The organism is Amycolatopsis sp. NPDC051373 (assembly GCF_040689465.1).
In the GTDB taxonomy this organism is placed as follows: Bacteria; Actinomycetota; Actinomycetes; order Mycobacteriales; family Pseudonocardiaceae; genus Amycolatopsis.
Genome location: NZ_JBFBAE010000004.1, coordinates 49,040 through 72,399 on the forward strand (window position 1 = coordinate 49,040; position 23,360 = coordinate 72,399).

Consider the following 23,360-nt stretch of genomic DNA (forward strand, 5'->3'; position numbering starts at 1 on the left):
TACGGCGGCACCTGCCCCAACGTCGGGTGCTGGCGCGGATGAAGTGCTGGAAGATCCTGCGCGACTACCGCCGCGCAGCCAGCACCTTGAACGACACGGTCTCCGGCATCGCGCACCTGCACAACATCCTCCTCGCAGACTGATCCGCAACACCAGTCCCACCAACCACAAGAGCAGTTACGAGACATCCCTTAGACGCCCTCGTCAGGGATTCTTCAAAGTCGTCCGGGTTGACAACCGGCGTCATGACACCTTCTGGCAGGGAGGGATTTCCTCTCACCTTAGTGAAATCGGGCTCGAGTCCAAGGCGTCTAATTGTCCTTACTCCCCGAAGATCCACACCATTCATAATCGCGTGCGTAAAATTTGCTCCCCCCTTTGGAAGTCTTGTCAAACTTGGACCCGATAAGATCTGCCCGGCGTAGGTCCACTTCAAGTAAAGTTGCGATCGAGAAGTCGTTTCGTGTCAAGTTGGCCCCTACGCAACTTGCCCCGTTGAAGTGAGTCCGGCTCAGATTTGAACTGGTCACACGTGCTCCATCGAGGTTCGCTCGATCCAGCCGAGCACCGGTGAGGTCGATACGAGACCAGTGAACTCCTCACAAGTCTGCGCCCGTGAGATCGATGTCGACTCCACGTCAATAGAACTCGTCTGGCTCTCGTGGCTTGAATTTAAGGGTGCGATGCTTGGCAATAATCCGTTGCGCCGTCAATCTAACCTGCTTTTCCTGGTGATAAAGTCCATCGTCCTCGCAGGGCTGCCCAGAATCATCCACGGGAACAGGAAATGGCATACGAAGGTAGGCGCAAAGTACGTTAAAAATTGTTGCACGCTGGTCTGCGTTGTCCTGGCCCAGTCGTTCGAGCGCGTAGAGCCCGCCCAGACGTACTGGCGCCTTCTCTGAACCGAGCTGTTCGACTGCTTTGGTGTAGAGGTCGGTGATTCGTCGGGCTATGGCATCGACGCGCGCGTCATCGGCGAGACGTTCCTGGTGAAGTTTGGTTTCGGCAGCGACCTGCTGCTGATGCGCCAGGGTCGCCTCCGTGTGGCGTTGGGTTTCAGCGGCCACCTGTTGTTGGTGCAGCAGGGTCGCCTCCGTCGTGCTGTCTCCGCCAAAGAACGACACCCGCGATGGTCCAGAACAGTGCCAGAGGGCTCAGCGGCAGCTTCGATTTACTGGTGCCGGCGCCGATGGTGCCGGGAACGACTGATCTTCGGTCACATCGGACAATGTCGCGCGCGGGTGGCTGTGCGTTGCGTCGCCAGACGGCTGCCCGCCCGGGATCTTCGTCGCCAGCACATCGAGCTTCGTCACGTCGGTGAACATGGGACGTCGCACGGGCGCCGACGTCACGGTCATGTCGTCGTAGTCGGCCACCGGGACCCCGCCGGGCGGTCACCGCGCCCGCTCTGCTTTCTGTGATCACGGCCGTCAGCCGGCCGGTTGTTGGAAGCGCGAGTTCGGACTCGGTCGGGAAGGCGTAGAACCGCATCGCGAGCTCCCGGGTCCCCGGGGTTGGCGCGGATCGGCGCAGGTAGTAGCGCTGCGCCAGCTCGTTGTACTCCTCGGTGAACCGGGCCAGTTCGACCTCGGTCAGGTGCGTGACGGCGCGGGAGGCCTGCCCCCACGGACCGAAACCACCCTGGTGCGCCGCCCAGCAGAGGATGCGCAACTCGCGGTCGTTGCGGGCGTTCGCGAGCACCACCCGGCCGAGCGCGGCCGCCGACGCGAGGACTCCGGGGAGCCGGCCGGTTAGGTCGCTGCCGGTCCGGGATTGCAGCACCCCGCCGGGCACGTGGACCACGCACCGCCACCCATCCAGCTTCGGCGAGTACTCGTACCAGCCCATGGGAGCGCCGGGGCCGGCTCGACGATAGCGAGCCGCAGCGGCGGTTCCGGCACGGGCACATGTCCATAGTGGATCCCGCTGACCAGCGGCGCAGCCGTCAACCGCAGCTGTACGCGAGCGGGCCCTGCCGGGGGGTTGGTGTCCGCCGCCAGGCCGGGGGAGAAGGCCCGTCGGCGGAGCTCGTGCTCGGCGGCGTCGGGGCGCCGCCGCTTACGGGAAGACGCGGCATGCCTCTCCCGGCTCGCCGCGGCGGCTGGTCCTGCGGGCAACCGGGTGGCCGGTGAAAGCTGCGATCACGTCGAAACGCCGCGACTACAGCCGGGTGGCCCTCGACGGATCACCATGTCCGGGGGCCTAGCCAACGTACCCGGCCACCTCGGCCAGGTACCCCAGGCCGCCGAAGAGGGCGAAGTACCCCAGGACGAGCCACGCTTTGAGGAGCACACCGAAGCTCGGTTTCGCCCCCGTGGTTGTGATGAGGTAGCGCAGGACGAACAGCGCCCGGCCGGTCGTGGCACCCCACCACCGCTGAAGCAGGACCCGGTGGACGAACGACACCACGGTGTACGTCCCGATCAGCGTGGGCAGAACGGGCAAGTTGAGGTTCATCGTGACGACGATCGCGATGGTCAGGTGGATGGCGAGGTCGGCCACGATCGCGCCGCCCCGCTGCCACGCGGGCGGGTCCGGCAACGGCAGCTTCGCGCCGGGTTCGCGAAGGTCACGGCGCCGGACGGACCACGGCATGAAGTCCAACCAGCCGTGGTCCGTCTCGTGTTGCGCCTTGGTCGTCATGCTCTTGCCACGCGCGAACCCGGCGCCCGGTTGCCTGCCCTTCCCCAACCAACGCCGTCGCCGTCCGCAGCACACCTCGGATTCGAGGCGTCGGCGTCGCGGCGGCCGCGAAACGTTTGCGCCGGGGCTGGTAGCCAGGGACTGCTGCTGCGGTGCTGGATGGGTCAGCCGATGCCGGTGACCTGCAGGGCGGTGGTCCAGTTGTTCTTGATCGCCGAGCGGGCGGCGGAGAGGGTGATGGTGCCGGCGCAGACGGCGTTCTTCAGCTTGGTCTCGGTGCCGTCCTTGGTGTGGGCGGTCTGGGTGCCGGAGTAGGGCTCGGGCCAGAGGTTGCCCGGGTCCTTGGGCGAGCCGCCGAGCTCGAGCGGGACCATGTGGTCCTCTTCGTAGTCGGCCAGGTTGGTGTCGCTGTAGCCGTAGTCGGCGATGCCCTGGACCTTGAGCGCGTTCGTGTAGGACGTGGAGGGTCGGACGGTGGCAGTCCAGCCGGACACGCAGATGGTGCTGTGGCTGGTGGACTGGGTGACAGACGAGTAGTAGACGCCCGGGGTGCAGACCGGGTCAGGCAGTGGCAGGTACGACCGCGGGCAGGTCGCGGCTCCGCCACGCCGCCGGTGATGATGATGCCACCACCGACCAGCGCGACAGCGGCCCAGACCGGGTGACCGAACGAACGAAGACGCGCATGCGAGGCCTCCCAGTGTGGCCCTTGGCCGGGTCGCCGGGATCGGGTGCCATCGCACCACCGTGCCGGCGGCCAGTTCGAAAAGATCCGCCCTGATGAACACCGTGTGCCATTAATCGGTCAGTGACACCAACTTCGAACTTTCGCCGGGCCTCGGCCGCGATCGCCTTGTTGAACGCCAGATACCGACCCCGCCTGCGGGTGGCGGCCGCGCCGAGCATGGTCAGCGTCGTCGTCTTTCCCGTGCCGGCGCCGGCCTGCAGCGCCAGGTGATCGCCGCGGCGAAACGCGTCGACCGCGGCCTCCTGCTCCGGAGTCGGTCGGGCTGCGGGCATCAGCGGTGTCCTCCAGGGCAAGCGGCGGTCACCAAACGATCACACGCGGGTACGACGTTTTCTACCGCCGACGGGGCATCGGCCGCGCGTTGCCGACGTTCGAGTGGATCAACCAGGTGTCGGCGGCGCGGCGAAGTACTCGCTACCGGCCTCGGCGGTGTACTCGAGGCGGACGCCCCGGTGAGGAGATGATCGATGGCACGACCTTCCCGCGCGCTGCCTTCGCCGAGCTCTTTCGCCGCCCGCCGGCCCGAGATGTTCCTCGACGGCGTCTACGTCGGGGACGCCCAGACGCTGTACGCGAGTTTCCAGGCGGGAGAGCTGACCACGGACGACATGGCCGCGGTGCTTCCCGCGGTGTGGCGGTTCAGACCGCGGCGTGATCCGCTCGCCAGTGCCGATGCGTGGCGGCAGATGGTCGAGCACGCCGGCTACTTCGCCTGGCGATCAGGAGATCCCAGTGGGCGGCGCGCGCGGCGGCCGTGGCGACGGCAACGGCTGTACGGGGTGCCACCGGAGAGCAGCGCTTGGGGATGTCGTGGACGAAGAACTTGGCGATCGCCAAGGACTTCGCCCACAACCGTCAGCCGGACGGCGAGACCGGCCACGTCTGGACCGCGACGTTCGCCCTCTCGCGGCTGCTGGCCTCCTTCGCCGGCGAACAGGAGTATCTCGTCCGCGCCGAGGAGAGCGATGTGCGGCGCTGGAGGACGTAACCACGTCAGGGCAACGAGCAGGCCGCATCCGAGTGGATCTCGGAGTTGGACGGTGTGGCGCACCCGGCCGCGCACGGCGCCGGCGGTGCACTCGGTTGACGACGCTGGCGCGCCCAGGGGAGTCCACGAAACTACGCGCGTTCGGCAGGCGGTGCAGTGGAGCGGACTCCGGCCAGGAGGAGGTCCACGAGCCGGCGGACGTAGTCGAGGTCAGCCGGCAGTTTGCGTTCCAGGATGCGCAGGTGAAGCGAGCCAGTCAGGGCCTCCAGCAGGAGTTCCGCGTCGGTTTCGCGGGGGAGTTCGCCCCGGTCGATGCCGCGTTGGATGACTGCGCCGACGCGGTCGAGGCGGGCAGTCCAGAACTGCTCGAGCAGTTCCTCGAACCGTGTGTCGTCCGGTTGGACGAGGGTGATCCGGGCCAGCGCCCGGCCGGTAGGCGTGGCGAGAAAGGCTGCCAGGTCGGTGAAGAAGGTCGTCAGGTCCTCGCGGGTGGAGCCGGTGTCCGGACGGGGCAGCTCAGCGTCCAGACGATCGGAGAGGGCCTCGAGGATCAGGGCGTTGCGGGTGCCCCACCGGCGGTAGACGGAGGTCTCGTGGACTCCCGCGCGGGCGGCGATGTCGGCGACGCGAGCACCTGGCAGGCCCTCGGCGGCCAGGAGTTCGGTGGTGGCTTCGAGGACGGCTTGGCGTACGGCGGCGCCGCGACGGTGCGAGGGGGCCGGGCGGAGTGGTGCCATACCTCTCATCATCGCAAGTCTAGTTGCGTTCTGGCCGGAAGGGCGCTTCACTGGAATTAACGCAAGTTGACTTGCGTTGGGCTGATCCGAGGAGGTTTCTGTGCTCACCATGGCGAAGACGGCCGATGGCGTGCTGCGCGGGCGGGTCGAGGACGGCCTGACCGTTTTCCGGGGTGTGCGCTATGCCACCTGCGAGCGGTTCGGCCCGCCCCGCACGGTGCCCGCCTGGAGCGGGGAGCGGGACGCCACGGTCGACGGTCCGATCGCCCCGCAGAGGCCGTCCCGGCTGGAGCCCGTCATGGGTGCCCCGGAGCACCATGAACAGGGTGAGGACTGCCTGAACCTGACCATCACCACCCCTGGGGCCGACGATCATGCTCGGCCGGTGCTGGTGTGGTTCCACGGTGGCGCCTGGATCTCGGGCGCCGGCTCGTGGAAGTGGTACGGCGGCCATCGGCTGGCCCGGGAAGGTGACGTGGTCGTCGTCTCGGTCAGCTACCGGCTGGGCGTGCTCGGTTATCTGCGTGCCCCGGGGATTTCCGAGGGCAACCTGGGCCTTGCCGACCAGCTTGCTGCGCTGAGGTGGGTGCGCGAGAACATCGCCGCGTTCGGCGGTGACCCGGACGCGGTGACGGTGGCGGGCCAGTCCGCAGGTGGCCACACCGTGCAGTCTCTACTGGGCATGCCCGCCGCCGAGAACCTGTTTCGCCGGGCTATCCTCCAAAGTTCGCCGCGTTTCGACCTCACTAGTGCCCGCACCGCCCAGCGTGCCGCCCAACGGTTCCTCACCCGGCTCGGCGAGGACCCGCGAGCCGCTTCGGTGCCTGACATCCTCGATGCCCAGAGTGAGGTCGCGCGCGCAGCTGCCGGCAGGTTCGGGCTGAAGATCGCATCCCCGTTCAGCCCCGTCGCCGGAGTCGGACCACTCCCGGACGAGGCGAACTGGACCACCTGCCTCGTCAACCGCGCGCCCACGCTGGACGTCATCGTCGGCACCACCGCACGCGAGATGAGCGCCTTCTACACCTTGAATCCGGCGCTGCGCAGCCTGCGCCGAGTCCCCGCCGTGGGACCAATGATCGTCAACACCTGGGAACGTCTCGCGAGCGACGCCGTGTTCAACCGCCCCACCCGTCGTCTGGCTGCCCGCCTCAACGACAGCGGGGCACGCGTCTGGGCCTACCGATTTGACTACGCCGCGCCTGCTTCCCCCTTCGGGGCCGCCCATTGCATCGAGCTGCCCTTCCTGTTCGGCACCGACGCCGACTGGGCCACCGCGCCGATGCTCGCCGGCGCGGACCCGAACGACATCGAGACACTGGGCCGACACCTGCGCGCCGCCTGGCTCGGCTTCATCCGCACCGGCACCCCCGCCACCGAGCCGCCCTGGCCACGATTCACGGCAGACTCTGCCGTCGTCCGCCACTGGCGCCGCTGAGGATTCACAGTCAGAACGCGCACCTTGGGCGCGCGTTCGGTCAGCAGTCGGGTTGCCTCGATGCCATCCATCTCGGGCATGCGCACGTCCATGAGCACGATGTCGGCTCGGGTGGCGTCCGCGACCCGACTGCGCGACGAGGAACGCGAAAAGCTGGTCGAGCTCACCGCACAACTGCGCAGCGAGTCGGCCGAGCCGCTCGAGCAGGAAGTCGAGTTGGAGCAGCAGTTGATGGCTGTGCCGGCCCAGGCGCGGCAGCTCAACGTGCCCCCGCAACCCGCCACCACCCGAAACCTCGGTGCCCTGCGTCACACGTACCTCCGGAATTATGAACCAGTACCGGCGTGACGCCCGCAAGACTTAGTACGTGTGGGTAGTGCCGATGGTCAGGTTGTAGGTGCGGAGGCTGCCGGTGTACCGGTTGAGAGACTTGATGGCGACGTTGCCGTTACCGGGTGTGTCGAGCAGGTCACCAGGCTTGAGATCGGTGGCATCGGTTGAGGTGTGAGTGGTGACGTCCCTCCACGGGTGGTGCGCCGTGGAGGTGATCTTCTCTGGGCCGCTCAGGGTCGCGATGGTGACATCGACAAAGTCGCGGTCGTTGTCGGTGATGTGCAGAGCTGTGACCGTGTGGATCTCGGTGTTCCGGTTGTCAGGTTCGGCGTTGCGGACCTTGTCGCCGACCTTGACGTCCTCGATCGGCTCTTTGGTGCCGTCTCCCGTGAGAACAAGGGTCCCGGCTGAGAAGCTGTTGCAGCCACGGATGCTCGACAGTCGCCGCTCTGCAGCTTCAACCGCTCGCAGATCGGCCATCGCTTTGTCCCGGCGCCGGATCCACGACAGCGTGTCCTTGAACGCCGTGACGATCTTCTCGACGATCTTCCCGCCCTTGAGGATCTTGCCCCAGGGCAGCGCGGTCAGTACCTCCCAGCCGCAGGCGGCGAGGTAGAAGTCCTTGATGCAGTTGTCGACGATGCCCTTCACACCGAAGATCTCCTGCAGGATGTCGCCGCCGACCTGGATGGCGACGTCGACCCAGCTGCGTTTGTCCGCGGCGGCCTTCTTCGCCTCCTCGTACTCGGCTTGGTTCGCAGCGGCTGCGGCAGTTGTGATCGCAGCTGCCGCAGCGTTCGCTTGCCTTCGTTGGTGGGCTCCGCGAGTCGCTCCGGGCAGGGCCCCGCCCGACAAGTTTGAAGTTGGAGGATGGCTTTGGTACGGACCAACAGTTCTTCCCGGCTCGTGGCTGACTTGAGATGGGTCTCAGTGACGAACGTGTATCGCCAGGTCCCCGAACTTGACTTTGTCGCGGACGAACCGGGGCCCACTCTTCGGCTGCGCGCTGGTCCTCGAGCCCATCGGTGTCGAGCGCTTCCTCCGGTCCGACTGGCCTTCGACGACCCAGTGGACACCGTCCTTGCCAAGGACGATGAAGTCTGCCTAGTACTTCTTGCCGCTGTTGCGTTCGATCCACACATTGCTGCTGGGGTTTCGCGGTGGTGACCCTTCACCAACGGTGGTCGGACGGGCGTGCTCTTCCATCGGATGTTGCGCGCGACCTCCGACGGAAGGTCCTCAAGCGATTGCCCCGGAAACCTCAGCAGCACGACCGGCCCGGGAGCCGCCCGAACCGAACGTTCGAAGCCGCCCGCAACAGACTTGATCCGCGTGTCGGATCGGTCCTACTCTTCAGCGTCGACGACTGTCGAGGAGGACCAAACCAATGCGAGGCGCCAACCGTAGCCGTGGCCACTTGTTGATCATCTCCGGCGCACTGGCCGCCGGTCTGCTGGCCGCGACGAGCCCGGCAGCGGATGCGGCGCCGGCACGAGAACCGCTGTACTCGCCTGGTGCTCCAGGCGCCGGGGATCCGTATTTCCCCGACATGGGCAACGGCGGCTACGACGTCAGTCACTACGACATCCGGCTGGCGTTCAACCCCGAAACCAAAGCAATCAACGCGACCACGACGATCCTCGCCACGGCCACACAGGATCTCTCCCGCTTCGACCTGGACTTCCAGGGACCGCTGAAGATCAGCAGACTCTCGGTGGACGGCCGAAACACCACCTACAGCCGCAGCGGTGCCCAGGAGTTGGCGATCACCCCGCCGCACGGTCTACGGAAGGGTAGTTCGTTCGTCGTCTCGGTGAGCTACGCCGGCATCCCGCAGAAGATCGACGACCCCGCGCTGGGCGTCTCCGGCTGGGTCGCCACCAAGGACGGCGCGGTCGCGCTCAACCAGCCGATCGGTGCGGCGACCTACTACCCGGTGAACGACACCACCGACGACAAAGCGACCTACACCCAGACCATCACCGTCCCCACCGGACTCACGGTGCTGGCCAACGGCGAACCCGGGCCCACCACCACGCACGATCACCAGACCACCTTCCGCTGGACCATGAACCGGCCGATGGCCAGCGAGCTGAGCATGCTCGCGATCGGCAACTACGACGTCACCCGCGGCGTGGTGGCCGGCGGCCTGCCGAACATCACCGCGATCGGCAAGTCGATCGACACCAAGCCCGGTCAGGGCAAGGTGTTCAACCAGACCACGGCGCAGGTCATCCAATGGGAATCCTCGATGTACGGGCGGTACCCGTTCGACTCGACCGGCGGGATCCTCGCCGACGTCGGCGTCGACTACGCCCTCGAGACGCAGAGCCGGCCGGTCTACGACCAGAGCACCAGTGATGTCGACGGCGACCTGCTCGCCCACGAACTCGGCCACCAGTGGTTCGGCGACAGCCTCACTCCCGTGCACTGGTCCGACATCTGGCTCAACGAAGGCTTCGCGACCTACTCCGAGTGGCTCTACCAGGAGAAATTCAACAACGTCCCCGTGCAACAGACCTTCGCGAAGGCCTACGCCGACGAGAAGGACTGGAGCGGCGAAGTCGCCGACCCCGGACGTGATCACATCTTCGACGACCTGGTCTACAACCGCGGCGCGATGGTACTGCAGGCGCTGCGCATGAAGATCGGCGACCGCGCCTTCTTCGAAGTGCTCACGCAGTGGCCGACCGCTCACCGATACGGCAACGTCTCGACGCGGCAATTCATCCAGTTCGTCGAGCGACTGACCCACCGCAACCTCGACTCGTTCTTCCACGCCTGGCTCTACCAAGCGGGCAAGCCGGCACTCTGACCACGTCATGGACTGCACCGACCGCGTCACGCTCTCCTAAGGGATGTCTCGTAACCCGGTGTCGGGCTGGCTGGGTCGGTAGTTGATCCTGTCGGTGTGGTGCAGGTGATCACAGCGTCGCGGCCGGAGTGGATTGCCCCGTTCACCGGGCGGGAACCGGGTCAGCTCCGCAAGCCGATACGGCTGGTTGCCAAGCGGGGGGAAACAAGACCGTGGACGGACGGCCGGGCCGGCAGTGGGCATTGCCCCTGGCAGACCGGGTTCTACTGGTCGCGACCTAGTGGCGGAAGAACCTGACCATGCGCCAGATCGGCCCGCTGTTCGGGGCATCGCACTCCGCCGCGCACCGGGGGAAGCGACACGATCGGCCCGCTGCTGGCGCTGGCCCCGGTCCGCAAACGCCGGATCGATGCAGTCGCGATCGTGGACAGCACTCTGGTTCCGACCCGGGATCACCGGCTGACCACCCCGTCGAAGAACTACCGCTACTCGAGCAATGTGCAGGTCGCCATCGACGCCGAGACCAGATTGGTGATCGCCACCGGCAATCCGCAACCGGGCAGCCGCAACGACTGCACCGCCTACCACGACCGACGTCGGCTGGGAACAGATCAAGAACACCACCGTCGCCTGGGGCCAGCCGTGCGCGGGACGTGGCTGCTGATCACCCACCCCGGCGTCACCGCCGCCGACGAGCAACCGCTGCCGCGCACCTTCCGCCGCCGGGCCGAGCGCGAGGGCTACAACCGCCACGCCGTGCGCGTCGTGCGGATCCACGATCGCGCCGACACCCCACAGCACGAGCAGCACGCCGAACGCAGCTACCAGGTCCCGGTGGACCGTTCGCGGGCATTGGCGCAAACCCGCACGTGAAGGGCCCAGCGGAGGCCCCGCTGCGCACCGGCGAGACCGTGTACCTCCTGGGCGGCGCGGGCTCCGCTGCACCCGAACATCCGCCGACGGGGGACGTGATGTTCTCGGCCTGGCCGAGAACACGCCCAAGAACCTCGATCTCCACCCCGATTCCCGCGTTCGCCCGGATCGCCGGCCAGGCGCGGAATCGTCAGGCGCTACTTGATTTTGCGGTCGAGCTCCGCGGCGGCGAAAAACGCCGAGGCCGTCTTCAGGATCTCGTTCGCCCGCCGCAACTCACGCACCTCGCGTTCCAGCTCGGCGATCCGCGCGGCATCATCGCTGGTGCGGCCGGGCGCCGTGCCGGCGTCGATCTCGGCGCGCTTGACCCACGTCCGCAACGCCTCCGGATGCACGTCCAACTGACCCGCGACCCGGCGGATCGCCGCCATCCGCTGACCCTCGGCCGCGATCGCGTCCAACGCCATCCGCGTCGCCCGCTCACGCAGCTCGTCGCTGTACTTCTCTGCAAAGGTGCGCCTGACTGGCACAACGGGCAGTTCTGATGCAGCTGACCTCGCCTCAGAACACAGCCAGATCAGCGGGCGCGTACAGCAGCTGAGTTCGAATCTGGAGTCGGTGTGGACCGGCGGCGGAGCAGATGCGGCGCAGGGTCGGATCAGACCGCTCGCGGACGTGTCTCAATCGGCGTCGGAGACGTTCACATCCAATTCGCAGAACGTCAGCGACCTGGCGCACGGGTTCGACGAGATGAAACAGTCGCTGCAGCCGATGCCACCGGCTCCGCCGCACAAGAACTTTTTCGACGAAGCGGCTTGGTGGCAGACCGACACTGAGAAACAGATCCAGGACTACAACAACGTCGGGCAGCAGAACCTCCAGAAGTACCAGGGGTATGCGACGCACGCGCAGGCCAGCGGCCAGAGGCTGAAGATCGATTACGGCCAGCTTGCCGCCTTCGACGGTGGCAAGGTCACGATCGGCTCGGGCCAGCCTGTCACCAGCAAGCAGGCCGAGATTGGCGCCCGCAGAGAGACTGGCAGTGGCCGGGGCAACGGCGGGGGGTCGCCGACATTCACGCCGGGGCAGGGTTCGACGGTCCCGGTAGCCCACGGGCCTGGCGTGACCACGCCCGTTGGTTTCCAGCCCGACAGCGGGCCGGGTGACGGGACGACGACCTCGGGGTGGACTCCACCGTCCACGAATCCGACCGGCGGCTCGACCTGGAGTCCGCCGCCGTCGTTGCCGCCTGGTGGCGGCAGCGGCGGCAACTCGTGGTCGCCGGGTGGCATCGGCGGGTTCGGCCCGACCAGCGGGTTTGGTGGCGGCGGTTTCGGTGGTGAATCGGGCGGCGTGAGCGGTGGTGGCCGCGCGGGCGGCTCTGCCGGCCCGCTGGGCGCCGGTCGCGGAGCCGGTGCAGGTGCTGAGGAATCGGTGGGGCGTGGAGGGGCCGGTGCGGGGGCGCGCGGTGCCGCCGGCGCTCGGGGTTCGTCCGGGATGGGCGCCATGGGTGGTGCCGGTAAGGGCGGCAAGGGTGAGGAGGACAAGGAGCATCAGCGCAAGTACGTGGTGGAGGACGATTCCGCGTTCGACATCGTCGATGACGAGGACGGACGGCTGCGTGACCCGTGGACCGGGCTGCCGCCGACCCCACCGACAATCGGCGGCTGAGGCACGACGATGACGATCATCGACAAGCCGGTCCGGATGCCGCGATCGGCGTTCTTCGTCGCGTGGAAGCTGGCCGAGCTGGGCGATCTCCCGGCTGTGGTCGACCCGGACGACAGTTACTCGACTGCTGAGTTCGCCAAGGAACTCACCAGGCGCTCGTTGTCCCGGTTCACCGCACTGCGCCTGGCCACAGATGACGGTCGGCTCACCTCGGAGTTCCGCGCGACGCTCAGCCTGCTGGCCGTGCCCGAGCGGGAGTTCTACTCGTGGACCGCGTTCGGAAGCCACTCGGACGACAACGGCGCCGTCTTCGTGGCCACGGCCGGCCACGACGCGGTGCGGCTGATCACCGACAACCGGTCGATCCAGCTCGACCCGATCCAGCCGCGTGGCATGGCGGCCAGCCTGGTGGACACCTTGCCGGGGTGCGCGCCCGCCCGCATCCAGCAGCTGAGGGTGCCGACGGCCTACCTCGAAGGCGTAGATGCGGATCCGATGTCGGAGCTGTCCGGAGTGGCCGATCTGATGCGGCACCTGATGCGCACCGAGCGCGTAGCGGTGCACAAGCTCTACGCCGCGACCCACGACGAGGACGGCGATAGGGTCCGCAGCACACCGTTGACCGTGTACGACCTCGCCCACACAGGCCGAGTCCTGGCTTTCACCAGCGACACGAACGACGGTGAGCTGGAAGCCAACATGTGTGCGGGCAGCCGTGCCAACCTGATCGACGCGCTCAACCTCACCCACGACGGCCTCGCCGCAGCCCGGTAAAGCCAGCATCCGGCCGGCGCAGTCAACCTGCGCCGGCCGGGCCGACTCGGCCGTTCCGCTCGGATGGTCGCGAGGGGTGCGACGCCGGAACAGCCAAGACTCAGCGCCCGTCACCGGGCCGTAGTGGCGGTCTCCCGTCCCGTGCGATCTTGGCTATCGCAGTCCGAGATAGCCGTCACGGCCGTCACACGGCTTGTGACGGCAACGAATGCCGGTTGACCTGCGAGAACGCTCGCGTGACGGCTGTGACAGCTCGGCTGGGGTCCCGTCACAGTCGTCACGAACAGCCGCCTTCAGACGGTTTAGCGCATCGGGCCACACCCGTCACAGCACACCGGATGGGCGGAGCGCGTCGCGCAGTGACGAGTTCGGCGGCTGTGTTCGCGACAGAGCGCAGCGCAGTCACGTGCTCGGTCAGCCCGTCGAGTCCGCGCGGTGTCAAACGGAGCACCAGGCTTCCTCTCTCGAACCGGGTCTCCACGTATCCGGCGGCGCGCAAGGTCATCAGGTGGGGCGCGAGACTCCGCCCATCCACGCCCAGAGCGGTCCCGGCCACGACAGCCCTGCGCCAGCGCATGTCCACCAGTTGGCACAGTACGAACAGCCGCGCCGGCAGGAGCAGCAGCGGGTCCAGCTCACGTTGAAACGCCGGCGCGATCGGCGGGCTCGGCGTCATCGCTCGATCGCCTCCCGGTCGGCGTCGCTGGAGGTGGGTGCGAGGCGGAGGCAGGTCACGCACGGCATCCCGACCGGGCGTTCCAACAACTCAAGCTCGCTCCGGCCGAACGTCACGCCGCAATACGCCGTCAGCCGTTCAGGCGCCGAACCCCCTGCTGGGAGCGGGAAGACGTGGACGACGCGGCGGGATTCGCCGACCGTGCCGGACAGCGGGCGCGCTATGAAGACCGTCATCGGGTCGGCCGCCGGTGATGGTGGTCGGCGGGAACGGGCGCGCTCGGGGTGCTGCCCGTCCCCGCCGACGTGGTGGTCCGGCTGTCCTGCTCGGGAATGAGCCGCACGCGTTGAGGCGGGCGCGGCAGCAGGACAGCCGGAGTCTGGAGACGGCCGAAGACGCGACGCCAGCACGACGGCTTGCGATGGGACGCGGGTTCGGCCGACGGCGGGGCCGTGCGGAGCCAGACCAGCGACTTGCAGGTAGCGCACGGCCGGCCAGGAGGCGTCAGGCAGGAGTGAAACAGCACATTGCGGCCGCAGAGCGTGTGGTAACGGCCTTCCTGACGCGCGATGCCATCGGCCAGAGCCTCGTCGGTGACGGCGTGGTCCAGGTTGTCTGCCACGCAACGGTGCCAGGTCACGTACAAGCGCGAGCCGTGTTCGCCGCTGGTCACATCCACCCCCTGGTCTTTGGATCTGTTGAAATCATCCAATCCGGAGAGTTGGGCGTGGCCCAGAGCGGAAACGTTGATGTTTTGCGGCGGGGATGTGGCACTTGGAGCCTTTACCTGCAATGACAGCTGATACGCTCTGATCGCGTCAACCGGGATGAGGTGGTCGAGTGGTCAGCGTTCGTCGACGCAAGGAGCTTGTTTCAGCGCGTAAGGCGGCCGGGCTGACTCAGGAGAACCTTGCCGAGGTGATGGGCGTCGACCGCACGACGGTCATCCGGTGGGAAGCTGGCGACTACGCGCCCCTGCCGTACCAGTGGCCGAAGCTGGCCAAGGTTCTCGGCCGCACCGCAGACGAGCTGCGCGAACTGATCGGCCTGCATCCGCTGAACGGGACGGCGGAGCTTGGCTCGGCGCTTGAGCCTGCATTCGGCTGGCTGGACCGACACGCCGGCTGGTCTCCCGGCACTGCACGCGGACGCGTGGCAACCGCCGCGTCGGTGAAGCCGCATTCCGACGCGCCGGCCGGTCGGAGTCGTGTTGCAGCCGCCTTGGCGAACTATTACAGCGACTCGGTTCCCGGGCATGTGCTGTATGCCGCGCGCTGCGGACAGGTTGAGGTCGCGACCAGCGTCCTGACCCGGCCGGACTGGCTGGACCTTGCTTGCCCGTTGACGGCCAAGAACGACCGGATTGTGCTGTCTGCCGACGAGAATGCGGCACGTGAGCCGGTCGACGAAGTCGGGGCGGTTCGGCGGCTGGCCGAAGCCGCGGCCGACGACGTACGCATCGCGGACGTGCCGCTGTATCGGCTCACGGACGTGCAGATCCGACCGGAAATGGTCAGCGGCGACGTCCAGGTGGTGCCGTTCGTCGAGTACGCCCTGACCATGGATCTTCTCGAACGGGAGCTACACGACAGCCGCGCGGTACAACCGGGTCGGATGCCGCTCCGGGATCGCTACCTGCCGGATCTTCAGGCCGTGCTCGACCTTCCGGGACGGCTTTGCGCTGGTGGCGTGCTCGCGTTGACGGCGATCGCACGGCCCGCCGATCCGTTCCGCGGTGAAGCGGACTACCTCTTGCTGGTGCAGGAGCGGTCCCTGAGCGGCATGGCTGCCGAGCCCGCGGCCACCGCGTCGACCAGTTCACCTTCGAGAAGGTCGGCCGTCAGCGCGTAGTGCACGAACTGGGACACGCCGAACGTGCCGCGAAGCTGGTGTTCACGGATGTCCGTGCTCGTGAGCCGGTAGATCGGGCTGTCCGTGAGCCGGGTGTTCATGGACAGCGTCTCGGCGAGTCGCTGAACAGCGCGGTCGGCGGCGCGGTCGTCCAGGTCTAGGTCGGCTTCCGGCTGTGCGCTCGGCACCTGGAGCCGGTCATACGGCGGACGAAGCTCGCAATCCAGGTCGAGCCAGTCTGCGCAGGTCAGAACGCTGGTGTTCATGGCGAGATCACCGCATTGCGCCGTGTACAGGCCGTGATCGTCGAGCCGGCTGCCGTAGTAAGTGGTCAGCGCGGCCGCGACGTCGCGTTGGCTGACCCAACCACGCCGCGTCCCACGGTCTTGAAGCTCTTGGGCGTCGATGCGGGCGAGACGATCGGCAACAGCGCGACGCGCGGTACCCGGCGTCCAGTGCGCGTGACGGTCGAGCCACTCCAGTGCGGCGCCGATGTGAGGGTCGGCGTCCAGGCGTTCATCGGCCTCGCTCGACGCGGCCGGCGAGGCGCTGGCCGGTGCGTCGCCGGTCAAGGCGCCGAACCGGTCGCGCTCGGCGTCCGACGCCTGCGCCAACGCCGTGTCCAAGACCTGTTGCATGTCTGACTGCGGTCGAAGATTCGGTTTCTTGTGCCACGACCCGACCGTGCGCGCGCTGATTCCCAGGCGTTCGGCGAAGCGCTCTTGACTCAGCCGTAATGCCGACTGCAATGCCGTCGCCGTGCGTCCCGTCCATCCCCCGGCCGGATTCATTGCGCTCCCGAATGTCGGTGATCTGCGGTGGTTGTGCGGTGGTCCTGCGGTGTTTGTGCATGGGTTGCGAGGCCGTTCCAGCCTTGAATTGAAGGCATGGAAAAGACCTCGCTAACGCTTCGGCCGGATGTGCTCGACCACGGTCGCCAGGCTTGTTTGAACGTCTTCGAGCCGGTCGGTGATCTCGGCCAGCCGCTGTTCGAGCGCGTCCAATCGGGACGCGAGCTCGTGGCCGTCGTCGGCCGGCTCGTCAGGGTGCGGCGGCGTGCGGTTCTGCAGCACGGCCAGCAGATGCCGCGGGTGCCAGCCCAACGTCGTCGACAGCGCTTCAAGCGTCCTAGCACTGCGGCGCCGCTCGACGACGTGGTGCTGAAGCTCGCGCACGGTCGCTTGCGACACGTGCGACCGCTCGGCCAGCTCGCGTTGCCGCCAGCCCAGTTCCCGCACGCGCATGTCGATCGCCTTCGCGACCGCCGCCCAGTCCTCCGTCACGTATTCCTCCGCGCTCCGCCTCAGCGCCGAGATTAGCGGCTTTTCAGCCGTCCATTAGCGCCGCGGGTGCGTGTTGCCGCGGCGCGCGGGCAAACACGTCCGCGTAACAGCTGAAATAAACAACATAGTCTTGAAATAAACAGAATGGTTCTCTCATGAACACCAAAACGACCTCTCACACCATTCCCGAGTCCGCGTGGATTCTCGGCGTCTCCCGCAACACGGTCAGCAGGGCGATCCGGACCGGCGCCCTGCGCGCCACCCGATGCCGGACCGGCCTGCGCGTCTCCTCCGCTGAGCTGGCCAAGGCGCTTCAGGACGGAGGTGCGGCATGGACGACCTCCATCTGATCGGCATCGCGTGGCGGCTGGATCGCTTGCGATGGGTGCCCACCGACGTCCTGACCGACATCGTGACCAGCGATGGAGCCTGCATGACCCCGGCGGCGGGCGGGCCGCCGGACGCTCGTGATGATCGAGAGTTCGCCAAGCGCGTGTGCGGTGGCTGCCCGGTCCAGAACGAGTGTCTCGAACTGGAGCTTCGGACGGCCGGCGCCGAGACGGTCGGTGTCTGGGGCGCGATGACCGACGACGACCGGCGTGCGCTGTACCCGCACTGGCGGCGCCGCGGCGAGCGGATCGATCGGGGTGCGCGATGAACGGACTCACGGTGACGCCCACGCAGATCCTCGCCGGTGCCGGCGTGCTGCTCGTGCTGTTTTGGGTCTGGCGGGCCGGTTCCCGCCGGGCGAAGGCTGCTGCCGAAGCCGCTCGGAGCGGGGCGCGGCTCGTATCGCTGGTCGGGCGGGTGCTCTTCAACGCTGGCTTGATCGTCGCCGTCCAGTGGGTGGTGATTGCGCACCCGGGTAGCCCGTGGCTGCTGGTCGCCGTGCTCGGCCTGCCGGCGCTGTTCGCGTCGCACGCGCTGACTCGCGCTATGACCGTGACCACCGTCGACACGCGGAAGCGGAGTGGTCGCCGATGAACCGTGGTCAACGGCTCGCGCAGGACGCGGCCGAAGCCGCGGAGGTGCGCGCCTACCAGACCGATCCGGACGTCGTCGCGCTGCGGATCGAGCGGGTCCGGCGGCAGGTCGACTGGATGTGCTGGACCGGGATCGTGCTCGGACTGGCGTTCACGATGACCAACGTCCAGGGCTTCGCGTCTGCCGGAACACAGCCGGGCTCGCTGCCGTGGCTGGCGGCGTGGGTACTGGACCCGACCGTCTCACTGGTCCTGCTCGCGATCCTGCGCAGAGCAAGTGACCGCGCGATACCAGGTCCGGACGGGTCCGTGGGTGCGGCGGGCGAAGTGGTTCACCCTCGCGGCCACGTATGCCATGAACACTTGGACGTCGTTCGCGGCCGGCGAGCCCGCGGCGATCGTCCTGCACTCGGTGCCGCCGCTGGTCGTGTTCGCCGCGGTCGAGGCGATCACCGATCTTCGGGACAAGCTCACGGACGCCGTGCTCGTGGCTGCTGAACGGCGGCCTGTTCACGAGGAACCCGTGAACGCCGGTAGGCGCGTCCTGTTCGGCGACTACCTCGCGATCGCTCGGGAAAGCTGGACGCCGGACATTGAGATCACGCGGCGTGGGTGCGGCGGGCGACCGGCTGTTCGCGCGGGCTGTCACCCCGGCTGGCGCGGGCGCTGCGCGCGGAGGTGGCCAATGGCTGACTCGTTGCCGGTCAAGGCTGATCCCGTGCTCGACGGCGAACTGGTCGACGACACGTTGCCGCAGCCACGTCGGCGTGAGCGACGTCGGAACCGTCTCGTGCTGTGGTGGTTGCACTCGCCACGGGTGCCGTTGTGGCTCAAGAGCAAGCCGCAGGCGGTCCAGGCGCTCAAGGATGCGTTGGTGTGGCTGGTTCTGTCGCCGTTGCGGTTCCTCGGTGCGGTTGTGCGCGGTGTCGTCGTCGGTGCGCGGTGGTGGCGCAGGTGGGTGACCGTCCGGGATTATCGGACGGCCGCCGAGGAGTCGGAGAAGCTGGCGGACAAGTTCATCGAAATCCGGGCGCTGACGTTGTTCCGGTGGACGGTCAGCGGTGCCGTCGTGGTCGTTGTCGCCATTGCGGGGACCGTCGTCGACCTGGTGTATGGGGACGATCCACTGTGGATCGGTGGGGCCACTGCGTCGGTGGCGCTCGCGGTTCTCGGACGCAGGAAGGACGGCAGTCCCGGGCGTAAGCCGGCGCTCGCCGGACCGCGGACACTGACCTGGACGATGGACCCGCAGGTCCTGGTGGACGCGTTCCGGGACGCGAAACTGATCGGCAAGGACGAGACGTTGCGGCTCGTCGAGCGCGCGACGCGCGTCGGTGACGGCTGGGCGGTCATTGTCGACCTTCCTGCCACGCGCAAAGCGGCCGACGTCGTGAAGAACCGGGACGCACTCGCGTCGGCGCTCGCGGTCGACGAAGTCCAGTTGATCGTCGAGCGAGTGCGCGGCAACGGCGGGCATGCCGGTCGCGTGGCGATGTGGGTGGCTGATGAAGACCCGTACGCGTCACCACCGTTGCGGACACCGCTGCTCGGCGTGACCCAATGGGACGCGTGGCGGCCAATTCCGTTCGGACGCGACGCGCGGGATCGGCAGATCGACCTTCCGCTGGTGTGGACGTCACTGCTCGTCGGCGCGATTCCGCGGCAGGGCAAGACGTTTTCCGCCCGGCTCGCCGCGGCCGGGCTCATCCTGGACGCGTGGGTCCGGCTGTACGTGGCCGACTTCAAGGCCGGGAAGGACTGGGACGCGGCCGGCATGGTAGCGCACCGGTTCATGTCCGGCGACGAGCCCGAACACGTGCTGGCCTTGGTCGACTGGCTGATCGAGCTGGTCGGCGAGGTGCAGACGCGATTCCGGCGGATGCGCGACCTGGACGACCTCACCTGCCCGGAGTCGAAGGTCACGCCGGAGATGTCCCGTGACAAGGCGTTGAACATGCCGATCACAGCGATCTTCATCGATGAGGTCCAGGTTCCTTTGGAGGACCGCACACCCGTTGACGTACAAGGAAAGAAGCTACCGGCCGGTGAGTACGTCGGTGAGCTGCTGACGTGGCTGGCGAAGAAGGGACCGGCCGCCGGGATCGTGCTCGTCCTCGCGACGCAGCGGCCGGACTCGAAGACGATCCCGTCAGGGCTGCGCGCGGTGCTCGGCTCCAGGTTCGCCTTGCGGGTGATGGACTGGCGCGACTCGAACATCGTGCTCGGCGAGCAGATGAACACGCGAGGATTCGACTCGTCGCGGCTACTGCCCTCGCACAAGGGCGTCGGCATCCTGCGGCCGGACGGCGACACCGCGGCAGGCGCCGACGTCCTGGCCATGACGGTCCGGACCTACTACATGCCGAACGAGGACTGGCGGACCATCTGCGAGCAAGGCCGCGCGCTGCGCGAAGCGGCCGGGACGTTGACCGGGCACGCGGCCGGGCAGGACACCATGCCGCTGCTCGACCACGCCGCGGCGATGATGGCAATCAGCGCAGGCCAGCCCGTCGACGCGGTTGAGATGCCCGCGCTGCTCGCGTCGATCGTCGACTACCTGGGCGACGATCTCAGCGAGGACGGCCGGGACTTCGTACCGACGGCCGAACTGCTCGACGCGCTGGAGATGGACCGGCGGACGTTCGCCCAGGAAATGACCGACCTCGGATGTCGGCCGACCCGGGACCGCGTGACCGGCGACGACGGCGAGGTTAAGCAGGTGCGCGGATACCTGACGGCTGAAATCAGGAGTGCCATCAGCCGCGCGACCAGCGGCGAAGGGCCGGACGTCGAAGAAGATCAGCCATGATTACCGATCACTCCGAGGATCGACCGATCCGAGTTATCCTACCTGCGGGATTGCCAAACCTGACGCCTGCTGTCGCACGCGGCTTGCTGGCCATCCTGATCGAGCTTACCGAGGTGCCGGTACTGGACGGACCGGCGGAGGAGGTGGACCGTGACGGCTGAAATCAGCAATGACCCGTGGTCGACGCTGGACGACATCTTGGGTCTCGAAGTTGCCGATCCGGTCGACGACGGGATCGGAGAGCTGGCCGTCTACGGCCGGTGCTCTACCGAGGACAACCAGGACCCCGAGACTTCGCGCGGCTGGCAGTTCGGGAACGCACGAAAGTTCGTCGAGCCGCTCGGCGGCCGGGTCGTGGCCGAGTTCTTCGACATTGGGCAGTCCCGCTCGGTGCCTTGGGACCGACGTACCGAAGCCGCGCGGCTGCTCGCCGAGCTGAAGAACCCGCGACGCACGTGGAATGCCGTAGTGGTCGGCGAGGGAACCCGGTGTTGGTTCGGCAACCAGTTCTCGCTGATCGCGCCACGGTTCGCGGCGTACGGGGTGGACCTGTGGGTGCCCGAACTGGGCGGGAAGTTCGACGCCCGGAACCCGTCGCACAAGATGCTCATGAGCGTGCTGGGCGGGATGAGCGAATCGGAGCGCCAGCACGTCCAAGCACGCGTTCGCGCAGCGATGGACGCTCAGGTCGTGAACGAGGGCCGTCACCAGGGCGGCCGGGCGCCGTACGGGTACGTCGTGGTCGATGGCGGGCCGCACCCGAACCCGCGGAAGGCTGCTGAGGGGTTCCGGCTGCGCGTACTGGCGATCGATGCCGAGGCGGCCGACGTTGTCCGGCGGATCTTCGCTGAGTACCTGGAAGGCGTTGGCGACCGCGCGATCGCGAAAGGCTTGAATCAGGATGGAGTGCCCTGCCCTTCGGAACGTCGACGCGACCAGAACCGCCACCGACTCGGCGATGGCTGGCAAGGAAGCACCGTTCGATCCATTTTGGAGAATCCGCGCTACACCGGATACGCGATCTTCGGACGCTGGACCAAGCACGAAACCTTGCTGAACCCAGATGACGTGAGCGCGGGGCACGTCGTGCGATTCCGCCGCGCGGAGCCGGAACGTGTTGTTCGGTCGCGGCGGCCCGCGCATCCAGAAATTGTCTCGGTGGAGACCTTCACGCAGGCGCAGCTGGTACGCCGATCACGCGCGGCCGGCGGAATGCGCGGCATCGCGAAGCTCGATCGAGAACGCAGCGCCACTAAGCACACCTATCTGCTGAAAGGGTTGGTGCGCTGCGAGATCTGCACGCGGAAGATGCAGGGCGCGGCGATTCGGAATGGTGTCTACTACCGGTGCATCGCGCGAACGCTGGCTCCGGGCTCGGCCGCGCTCGCCGACCACCCCAAGACGGTGAACCTTCGCGAGGACGTCGTGACTCCGCCGATCAACGCGTGGCTGTGTCAGGTGTTCGATCCGGCCAACCGTGACGAGACGGTGGCCGCGCTGGTCGGCGCGCAGGGCAGCCAGTCGAGTACAGGCCGCGAGGCCGTGGAGAAGCGGCTAAAGGACGCGGAAGCACGGCTGCGCAGGCACCAGGCAGCGATCGAAGCAGGGGTTGACCCGGCGGCGCTGGTCGACGCGATGAACATCGCTCACGCCGAGCGACAAGCCGCCAAGGAAGAGCTCCAGCACCTACCAGAAGCGCACACGCTCGACGTGGCTGAGGTGTACGCGATGCTCGACTCGCTCGGCGACGTCGCCCGGCACCTGAACTCGCGGAACCCGGACCGGATCATGCAGGTCTACCGAGACCTGGGCCTGCAAGTCGTCTACAACAACAAAAAAGAGGCGGTCGTGGTGACCGCCTCTCCCCGTGTGGTTAACGTGTGTGTCCGAGGGGGGACTTGAACCCCCACGCCCATTAAGGGCACTAGCACCTCAAGCTAGCGCGTCTGCCATTCCGCCACTCGGACTTGCTGATGAAGAGAGTATACGACGCGCGGAGGCCTGTTTTCAGGGGGGTATCGCCTGCGGCTCAAGGGGCGGATGGGATGATCATGTGTTTTGCCCATGATATTGGACACCTAGAGTATTACCAGGTCAGGAGCCCTTTCGGTGGACGGCGCTGCTGGCTTGAAGGTTCGTCGCTGCTGACGTTGGGTGTCGGTATCGAGGACGGGCGAGGTGGTTATCGCGGGCTGCCCGGAGCGCGTTCGGTTCGAGGCCTCCCGGTGCTTGCCCGCGGGTAAGGCCACCTTGCGAGGCGGAGCCGCTTGACCGCGGTGTGGGCGTCAGGCGATTCAGTGACCGGTAGTAGCCGCTGTCGCTGGGGAAGGAGTGCGGGCAGCCAAGGACACGGCAACCCGGGTGGCGCCTGTTCATGAGCGATCCCTCCGGTGCCTCCGAGTAGGTGTTTCAGCAGGTAATCAGAGGATTAGTGGTTGCCGGGGGCTGCTCGGCAGTTGCGTACCTGCCGGAAGATTCCCCGCCGCTCCGATCACTCAGTCTCGTAGATCGCCAGGGCCTGAGCGACGTCCTCGTCGCGGTTGACCATCAAGCCGTGCGACCTGGCTGGGCGGACGCCGTGCTCGGCGGGGGGTGCCGGCCGGCCGGCTGGGTGTCCACTCTTCGTATTCGGCGGCGTGCGGTCGGCGAGTCGCGCGAGCATGTCCTGCGTTCCGCACTCGCTGTTCGCTGCGCAGGACTTCGGCGACGTCGGCGAGGTGGTCGGTCACGCCCCT

Annotated in this window: 23 protein-coding genes, 1 tRNA gene and 7 pseudogenes; 16 read left to right on the forward strand and 15 right to left on the reverse strand. The window is 67.3% G+C overall.

Annotated elements, in window-relative coordinates:
* Positions 1–29: 29 nt before the first annotated feature.
* Positions 30–143: pseudogene (locus AB0383_RS08530) on the forward strand (IS5/IS1182 family transposase); the annotation flags it as partial.
* Positions 144–311: 168 nt separating this feature from the next.
* Here the strand turns inward: AB0383_RS08530 and AB0383_RS08535 are convergent.
* The 7 genes and pseudogenes from AB0383_RS08535 to AB0383_RS08565 form a co-directional block, all read right to left on the reverse strand.
* The gene (locus AB0383_RS08535) at positions 312–530 is read right to left on the reverse strand and encodes a pentapeptide repeat-containing protein (RefSeq protein WP_364189471.1); all 219 of its coding nucleotides are present in this window, start codon (positions 528–530) and stop codon (positions 312–314) included.
* A pseudogene (locus AB0383_RS08540) lies at positions 519–584 on the reverse strand (hypothetical protein); the annotation flags it as partial. The gene AB0383_RS08535 and the pseudogene AB0383_RS08540, both read right to left, overlap by 12 nt.
* Positions 585–785: 201 nt before the next feature.
* Positions 786–950: pseudogene (locus AB0383_RS08545) on the reverse strand (pentapeptide repeat-containing protein); the annotation flags it as partial.
* Between the two features lie 109 nt (positions 951–1,059).
* Positions 1,060–1,851, reverse strand: a complete 792-nt coding sequence (locus tag AB0383_RS08550) for a hypothetical protein (protein ID WP_366186096.1) — start codon at positions 1,849–1,851, stop codon at positions 1,060–1,062.
* 354 nt (positions 1,852–2,205) lie between these two features.
* Positions 2,206–2,646, reverse strand: coding sequence for a hypothetical protein (locus tag AB0383_RS08555; RefSeq protein WP_364189477.1), 441 nt, complete (start codon positions 2,644–2,646; stop codon positions 2,206–2,208).
* A gap of 164 nt (positions 2,647–2,810) precedes the next feature.
* Positions 2,811–3,140, reverse strand: a complete 330-nt coding sequence (locus AB0383_RS08560; protein ID WP_364189480.1) for a hypothetical protein — start codon at positions 3,138–3,140, stop codon at positions 2,811–2,813.
* A 67-nt stretch (positions 3,141–3,207) separates the two neighbouring features.
* The gene (locus tag AB0383_RS08565) at positions 3,208–3,666 is read right to left on the reverse strand and encodes a hypothetical protein (protein WP_364189483.1); all 459 of its coding nucleotides are present in this window, start codon (positions 3,664–3,666) and stop codon (positions 3,208–3,210) included.
* A gap of 533 nt (positions 3,667–4,199) precedes the next feature.
* On the opposite strand from AB0383_RS08565, the gene AB0383_RS08570 reads away from it, so the two are divergent.
* On the forward strand, positions 4,200–4,382 hold the full coding sequence (locus AB0383_RS08570) for a hypothetical protein (protein ID WP_364189486.1): 183 nt from the start codon (positions 4,200–4,202) through the stop codon (positions 4,380–4,382).
* Between the two features lie 131 nt (positions 4,383–4,513).
* Here the strand turns inward: AB0383_RS08570 and AB0383_RS08575 are convergent, their stop codons facing one another.
* Positions 4,514–5,119 (reverse strand): TetR/AcrR family transcriptional regulator, encoded by a 606-nt coding sequence (locus tag AB0383_RS08575; RefSeq protein ID WP_364189488.1) that lies wholly within the window; start codon positions 5,117–5,119, stop codon positions 4,514–4,516.
* A 109-nt stretch (positions 5,120–5,228) separates the two neighbouring features.
* Between AB0383_RS08575 and AB0383_RS08580 the strand changes: the two genes are divergently transcribed.
* On the forward strand, positions 5,229–6,557 hold the full coding sequence (locus AB0383_RS08580; RefSeq protein WP_364189503.1) for a carboxylesterase family protein: 1,329 nt from the start codon (positions 5,229–5,231) through the stop codon (positions 6,555–6,557).
* A gap of 8 nt (positions 6,558–6,565) precedes the next feature.
* On the opposite strand, the pseudogene AB0383_RS08585 reads toward AB0383_RS08580, so the two are convergent.
* A pseudogene (locus AB0383_RS08585) lies at positions 6,566–6,667 on the reverse strand (response regulator); the annotation flags it as partial.
* On the opposite strand from AB0383_RS08585, the gene AB0383_RS08590 reads away from it, so the two are divergent.
* Positions 6,618–6,905 carry a hypothetical protein gene (locus AB0383_RS08590; RefSeq protein ID WP_366186541.1) on the forward strand — a complete coding sequence of 96 codons (288 nt, stop codon included), beginning with the start codon at positions 6,618–6,620 and terminating at the stop codon, positions 6,903–6,905. The pseudogene AB0383_RS08585 and the gene AB0383_RS08590 overlap by 50 nt on opposite strands.
* Before the next feature lie 12 nt (positions 6,906–6,917).
* On the opposite strand, the gene AB0383_RS08595 is transcribed toward AB0383_RS08590, so the two are convergent.
* Entirely contained in the window at positions 6,918–7,745 is an 828-nt protein-coding gene (locus AB0383_RS08595) for a Hint domain-containing protein (protein ID WP_366186100.1), read from the reverse strand.
* A 562-nt stretch (positions 7,746–8,307) separates the two neighbouring features.
* On the opposite strand from AB0383_RS08595, the gene AB0383_RS08600 reads away from it, so the two are divergent.
* Entirely contained in the window at positions 8,308–9,705 is a 1,398-nt protein-coding gene (locus AB0383_RS08600) for a M1 family metallopeptidase (protein WP_366186102.1), read from the forward strand.
* A 99-nt stretch (positions 9,706–9,804) separates the two neighbouring features.
* Positions 9,805–10,296 (forward strand): annotated as a pseudogene (locus tag AB0383_RS08605) (transposase family protein); the annotation flags it as partial.
* A 512-nt stretch (positions 10,297–10,808) separates the two neighbouring features.
* Here the strand turns inward: AB0383_RS08605 and AB0383_RS08610 are convergent.
* A pseudogene (locus AB0383_RS08610) lies at positions 10,809–11,108 on the reverse strand (transposase); the annotation flags it as partial.
* On the opposite strand from AB0383_RS08610, the gene AB0383_RS08615 reads away from it, so the two are divergent.
* Positions 11,092–12,249, forward strand: coding sequence for a hypothetical protein (locus AB0383_RS08615; protein ID WP_366186104.1), 1,158 nt, complete (start codon positions 11,092–11,094; stop codon positions 12,247–12,249). The pseudogene AB0383_RS08610 and the gene AB0383_RS08615 overlap by 17 nt on opposite strands.
* Positions 12,250–12,258: 9 nt before the next feature.
* A complete protein-coding gene (locus AB0383_RS08620; RefSeq protein WP_366186106.1) occupies positions 12,259–13,023 on the forward strand; it encodes an ESX secretion-associated protein EspG in 765 nt (254 codons plus the stop codon).
* Between the two features lie 908 nt (positions 13,024–13,931).
* Here AB0383_RS08620 and AB0383_RS08625 read toward each other — a convergent pair.
* Positions 13,932–14,378 carry a hypothetical protein gene (locus tag AB0383_RS08625; protein WP_360595219.1) on the reverse strand — a complete coding sequence of 149 codons (447 nt, stop codon included), beginning with the start codon at positions 14,376–14,378 and terminating at the stop codon, positions 13,932–13,934.
* Positions 14,379–14,539: 161 nt separating this feature from the next.
* On the opposite strand from AB0383_RS08625, the gene AB0383_RS08630 reads away from it, so the two are divergent.
* Positions 14,540–15,550, forward strand: coding sequence for a helix-turn-helix domain-containing protein (locus AB0383_RS08630; RefSeq protein WP_366186108.1), 1,011 nt, complete (start codon positions 14,540–14,542; stop codon positions 15,548–15,550).
* Here AB0383_RS08630 and AB0383_RS08635 read toward each other — a convergent pair.
* Positions 15,445–16,341, reverse strand: a complete 897-nt coding sequence (locus AB0383_RS08635) for a helix-turn-helix domain-containing protein (RefSeq protein ID WP_366186110.1) — start codon at positions 16,339–16,341, stop codon at positions 15,445–15,447. The genes AB0383_RS08630 and AB0383_RS08635 overlap by 106 nt on opposite strands.
* A gap of 111 nt (positions 16,342–16,452) precedes the next feature.
* On the reverse strand, positions 16,453–16,833 hold the full coding sequence (locus tag AB0383_RS08640; protein ID WP_204089414.1) for a helix-turn-helix transcriptional regulator: 381 nt from the start codon (positions 16,831–16,833) through the stop codon (positions 16,453–16,455).
* A gap of 155 nt (positions 16,834–16,988) precedes the next feature.
* Here AB0383_RS08640 and AB0383_RS08645 point away from each other — a divergent pair, with 155 nt between their 5' ends.
* The 7 genes and pseudogenes from AB0383_RS08645 to AB0383_RS08675 all read left to right on the forward strand — a co-directional run bounded on the left by AB0383_RS08645 (position 16,989) and on the right by AB0383_RS08675 (position 22,527).
* Positions 16,989–17,183: a helix-turn-helix domain-containing protein gene (locus tag AB0383_RS08645; RefSeq protein ID WP_366186113.1), complete on the forward strand. Its 195-nt coding sequence runs from the start codon at positions 16,989–16,991 to the stop codon at positions 17,181–17,183.
* The gene (locus AB0383_RS08650; RefSeq protein WP_366186115.1) at positions 17,165–17,491 is read left to right on the forward strand and encodes a WhiB family transcriptional regulator; all 327 of its coding nucleotides are present in this window, start codon (positions 17,165–17,167) and stop codon (positions 17,489–17,491) included. The genes AB0383_RS08645 and AB0383_RS08650 overlap by 19 nt, the downstream gene beginning before the upstream one ends.
* Positions 17,488–17,817: a hypothetical protein gene (locus AB0383_RS08655; protein ID WP_366186117.1), complete on the forward strand. Its 330-nt coding sequence runs from the start codon at positions 17,488–17,490 to the stop codon at positions 17,815–17,817. Before AB0383_RS08650 ends, AB0383_RS08655 begins: the two co-directional genes overlap by 4 nt.
* Positions 17,814–18,509 (forward strand): annotated as a pseudogene (locus AB0383_RS08660) (hypothetical protein). The gene AB0383_RS08655 and the pseudogene AB0383_RS08660 overlap by 4 nt, the downstream one beginning before the upstream one ends.
* Positions 18,502–20,625 (forward strand): cell division protein FtsK, encoded by a 2,124-nt coding sequence (locus AB0383_RS08665; protein ID WP_366186118.1) that lies wholly within the window; start codon positions 18,502–18,504, stop codon positions 20,623–20,625. The pseudogene AB0383_RS08660 and the gene AB0383_RS08665 overlap by 8 nt, the downstream one beginning before the upstream one ends.
* Positions 20,622–20,786, forward strand: coding sequence for a hypothetical protein (locus AB0383_RS08670; protein ID WP_366186120.1), 165 nt, complete (start codon positions 20,622–20,624; stop codon positions 20,784–20,786). Before AB0383_RS08665 ends, AB0383_RS08670 begins: the two co-directional genes overlap by 4 nt.
* Positions 20,776–22,527 carry a recombinase family protein gene (locus AB0383_RS08675; RefSeq protein WP_366186122.1) on the forward strand — a complete coding sequence of 584 codons (1,752 nt, stop codon included), beginning with the start codon at positions 20,776–20,778 and terminating at the stop codon, positions 22,525–22,527. The genes AB0383_RS08670 and AB0383_RS08675 overlap by 11 nt, the downstream gene beginning before the upstream one ends.
* Here the strand turns inward: AB0383_RS08675 and AB0383_RS08680 are convergent.
* A tRNA-Leu gene (locus AB0383_RS08680) sits at positions 22,509–22,592 on the reverse strand. The two genes, AB0383_RS08675 and AB0383_RS08680, sit on opposite strands and share 19 nt — an antisense overlap.
* Positions 22,593–23,360: the final 768 nt, after the last annotated feature.

What these genes read in the sequence shown, in the direction of transcription:
- AB0383_RS08550 (WP_366186096.1), bottom strand. Translation starts at nt 1,851, where the DNA reads ATGGGCTGGTACGAGTACTCGCCGAAGCTGGATGGGTGGCGGTGCGTG.
- AB0383_RS08555 (WP_364189477.1), bottom strand. Translation starts at nt 2,646, where the DNA reads ATGACGACCAAGGCGCAACACGAGACGGACCACGGCTGGTTGGACTTC.
- AB0383_RS08565 (WP_364189483.1), bottom strand. Translation starts at nt 3,666, where the DNA reads ATGCCCGCAGCCCGACCGACTCCGGAGCAGGAGGCCGCGGTCGACGCG.
- AB0383_RS08570 (WP_364189486.1), top strand. Translation starts at nt 4,200, where the DNA reads ATGTCGTGGACGAAGAACTTGGCGATCGCCAAGGACTTCGCCCACAAC.
- AB0383_RS08575 (WP_364189488.1), bottom strand. Translation starts at nt 5,119, where the DNA reads ATGGCACCACTCCGCCCGGCCCCCTCGCACCGTCGCGGCGCCGCCGTA.
- AB0383_RS08580 (WP_364189503.1), top strand. Translation starts at nt 5,229, where the DNA reads ATGGCGAAGACGGCCGATGGCGTGCTGCGCGGGCGGGTCGAGGACGGC.
- AB0383_RS08590 (WP_366186541.1), top strand. Translation starts at nt 6,618, where the DNA reads ATGCCATCCATCTCGGGCATGCGCACGTCCATGAGCACGATGTCGGCT.
- AB0383_RS08620 (WP_366186106.1), top strand. Translation starts at nt 12,259, where the DNA reads ATGACGATCATCGACAAGCCGGTCCGGATGCCGCGATCGGCGTTCTTC.
- AB0383_RS08635 (WP_366186110.1), bottom strand. Translation starts at nt 16,341, where the DNA reads ATGAATCCGGCCGGGGGATGGACGGGACGCACGGCGACGGCATTGCAG.
- AB0383_RS08645 (WP_366186113.1), top strand. Translation starts at nt 16,989, where the DNA reads ATGAACACCAAAACGACCTCTCACACCATTCCCGAGTCCGCGTGGATT.
- AB0383_RS08650 (WP_366186115.1), top strand. Translation starts at nt 17,165, where the DNA reads ATGGACGACCTCCATCTGATCGGCATCGCGTGGCGGCTGGATCGCTTG.
- AB0383_RS08655 (WP_366186117.1), top strand. Translation starts at nt 17,488, where the DNA reads ATGAACGGACTCACGGTGACGCCCACGCAGATCCTCGCCGGTGCCGGC.
- AB0383_RS08665 (WP_366186118.1), top strand. Translation starts at nt 18,502, where the DNA reads ATGGCTGACTCGTTGCCGGTCAAGGCTGATCCCGTGCTCGACGGCGAA.
- AB0383_RS08670 (WP_366186120.1), top strand. Translation starts at nt 20,622, where the DNA reads ATGATTACCGATCACTCCGAGGATCGACCGATCCGAGTTATCCTACCT.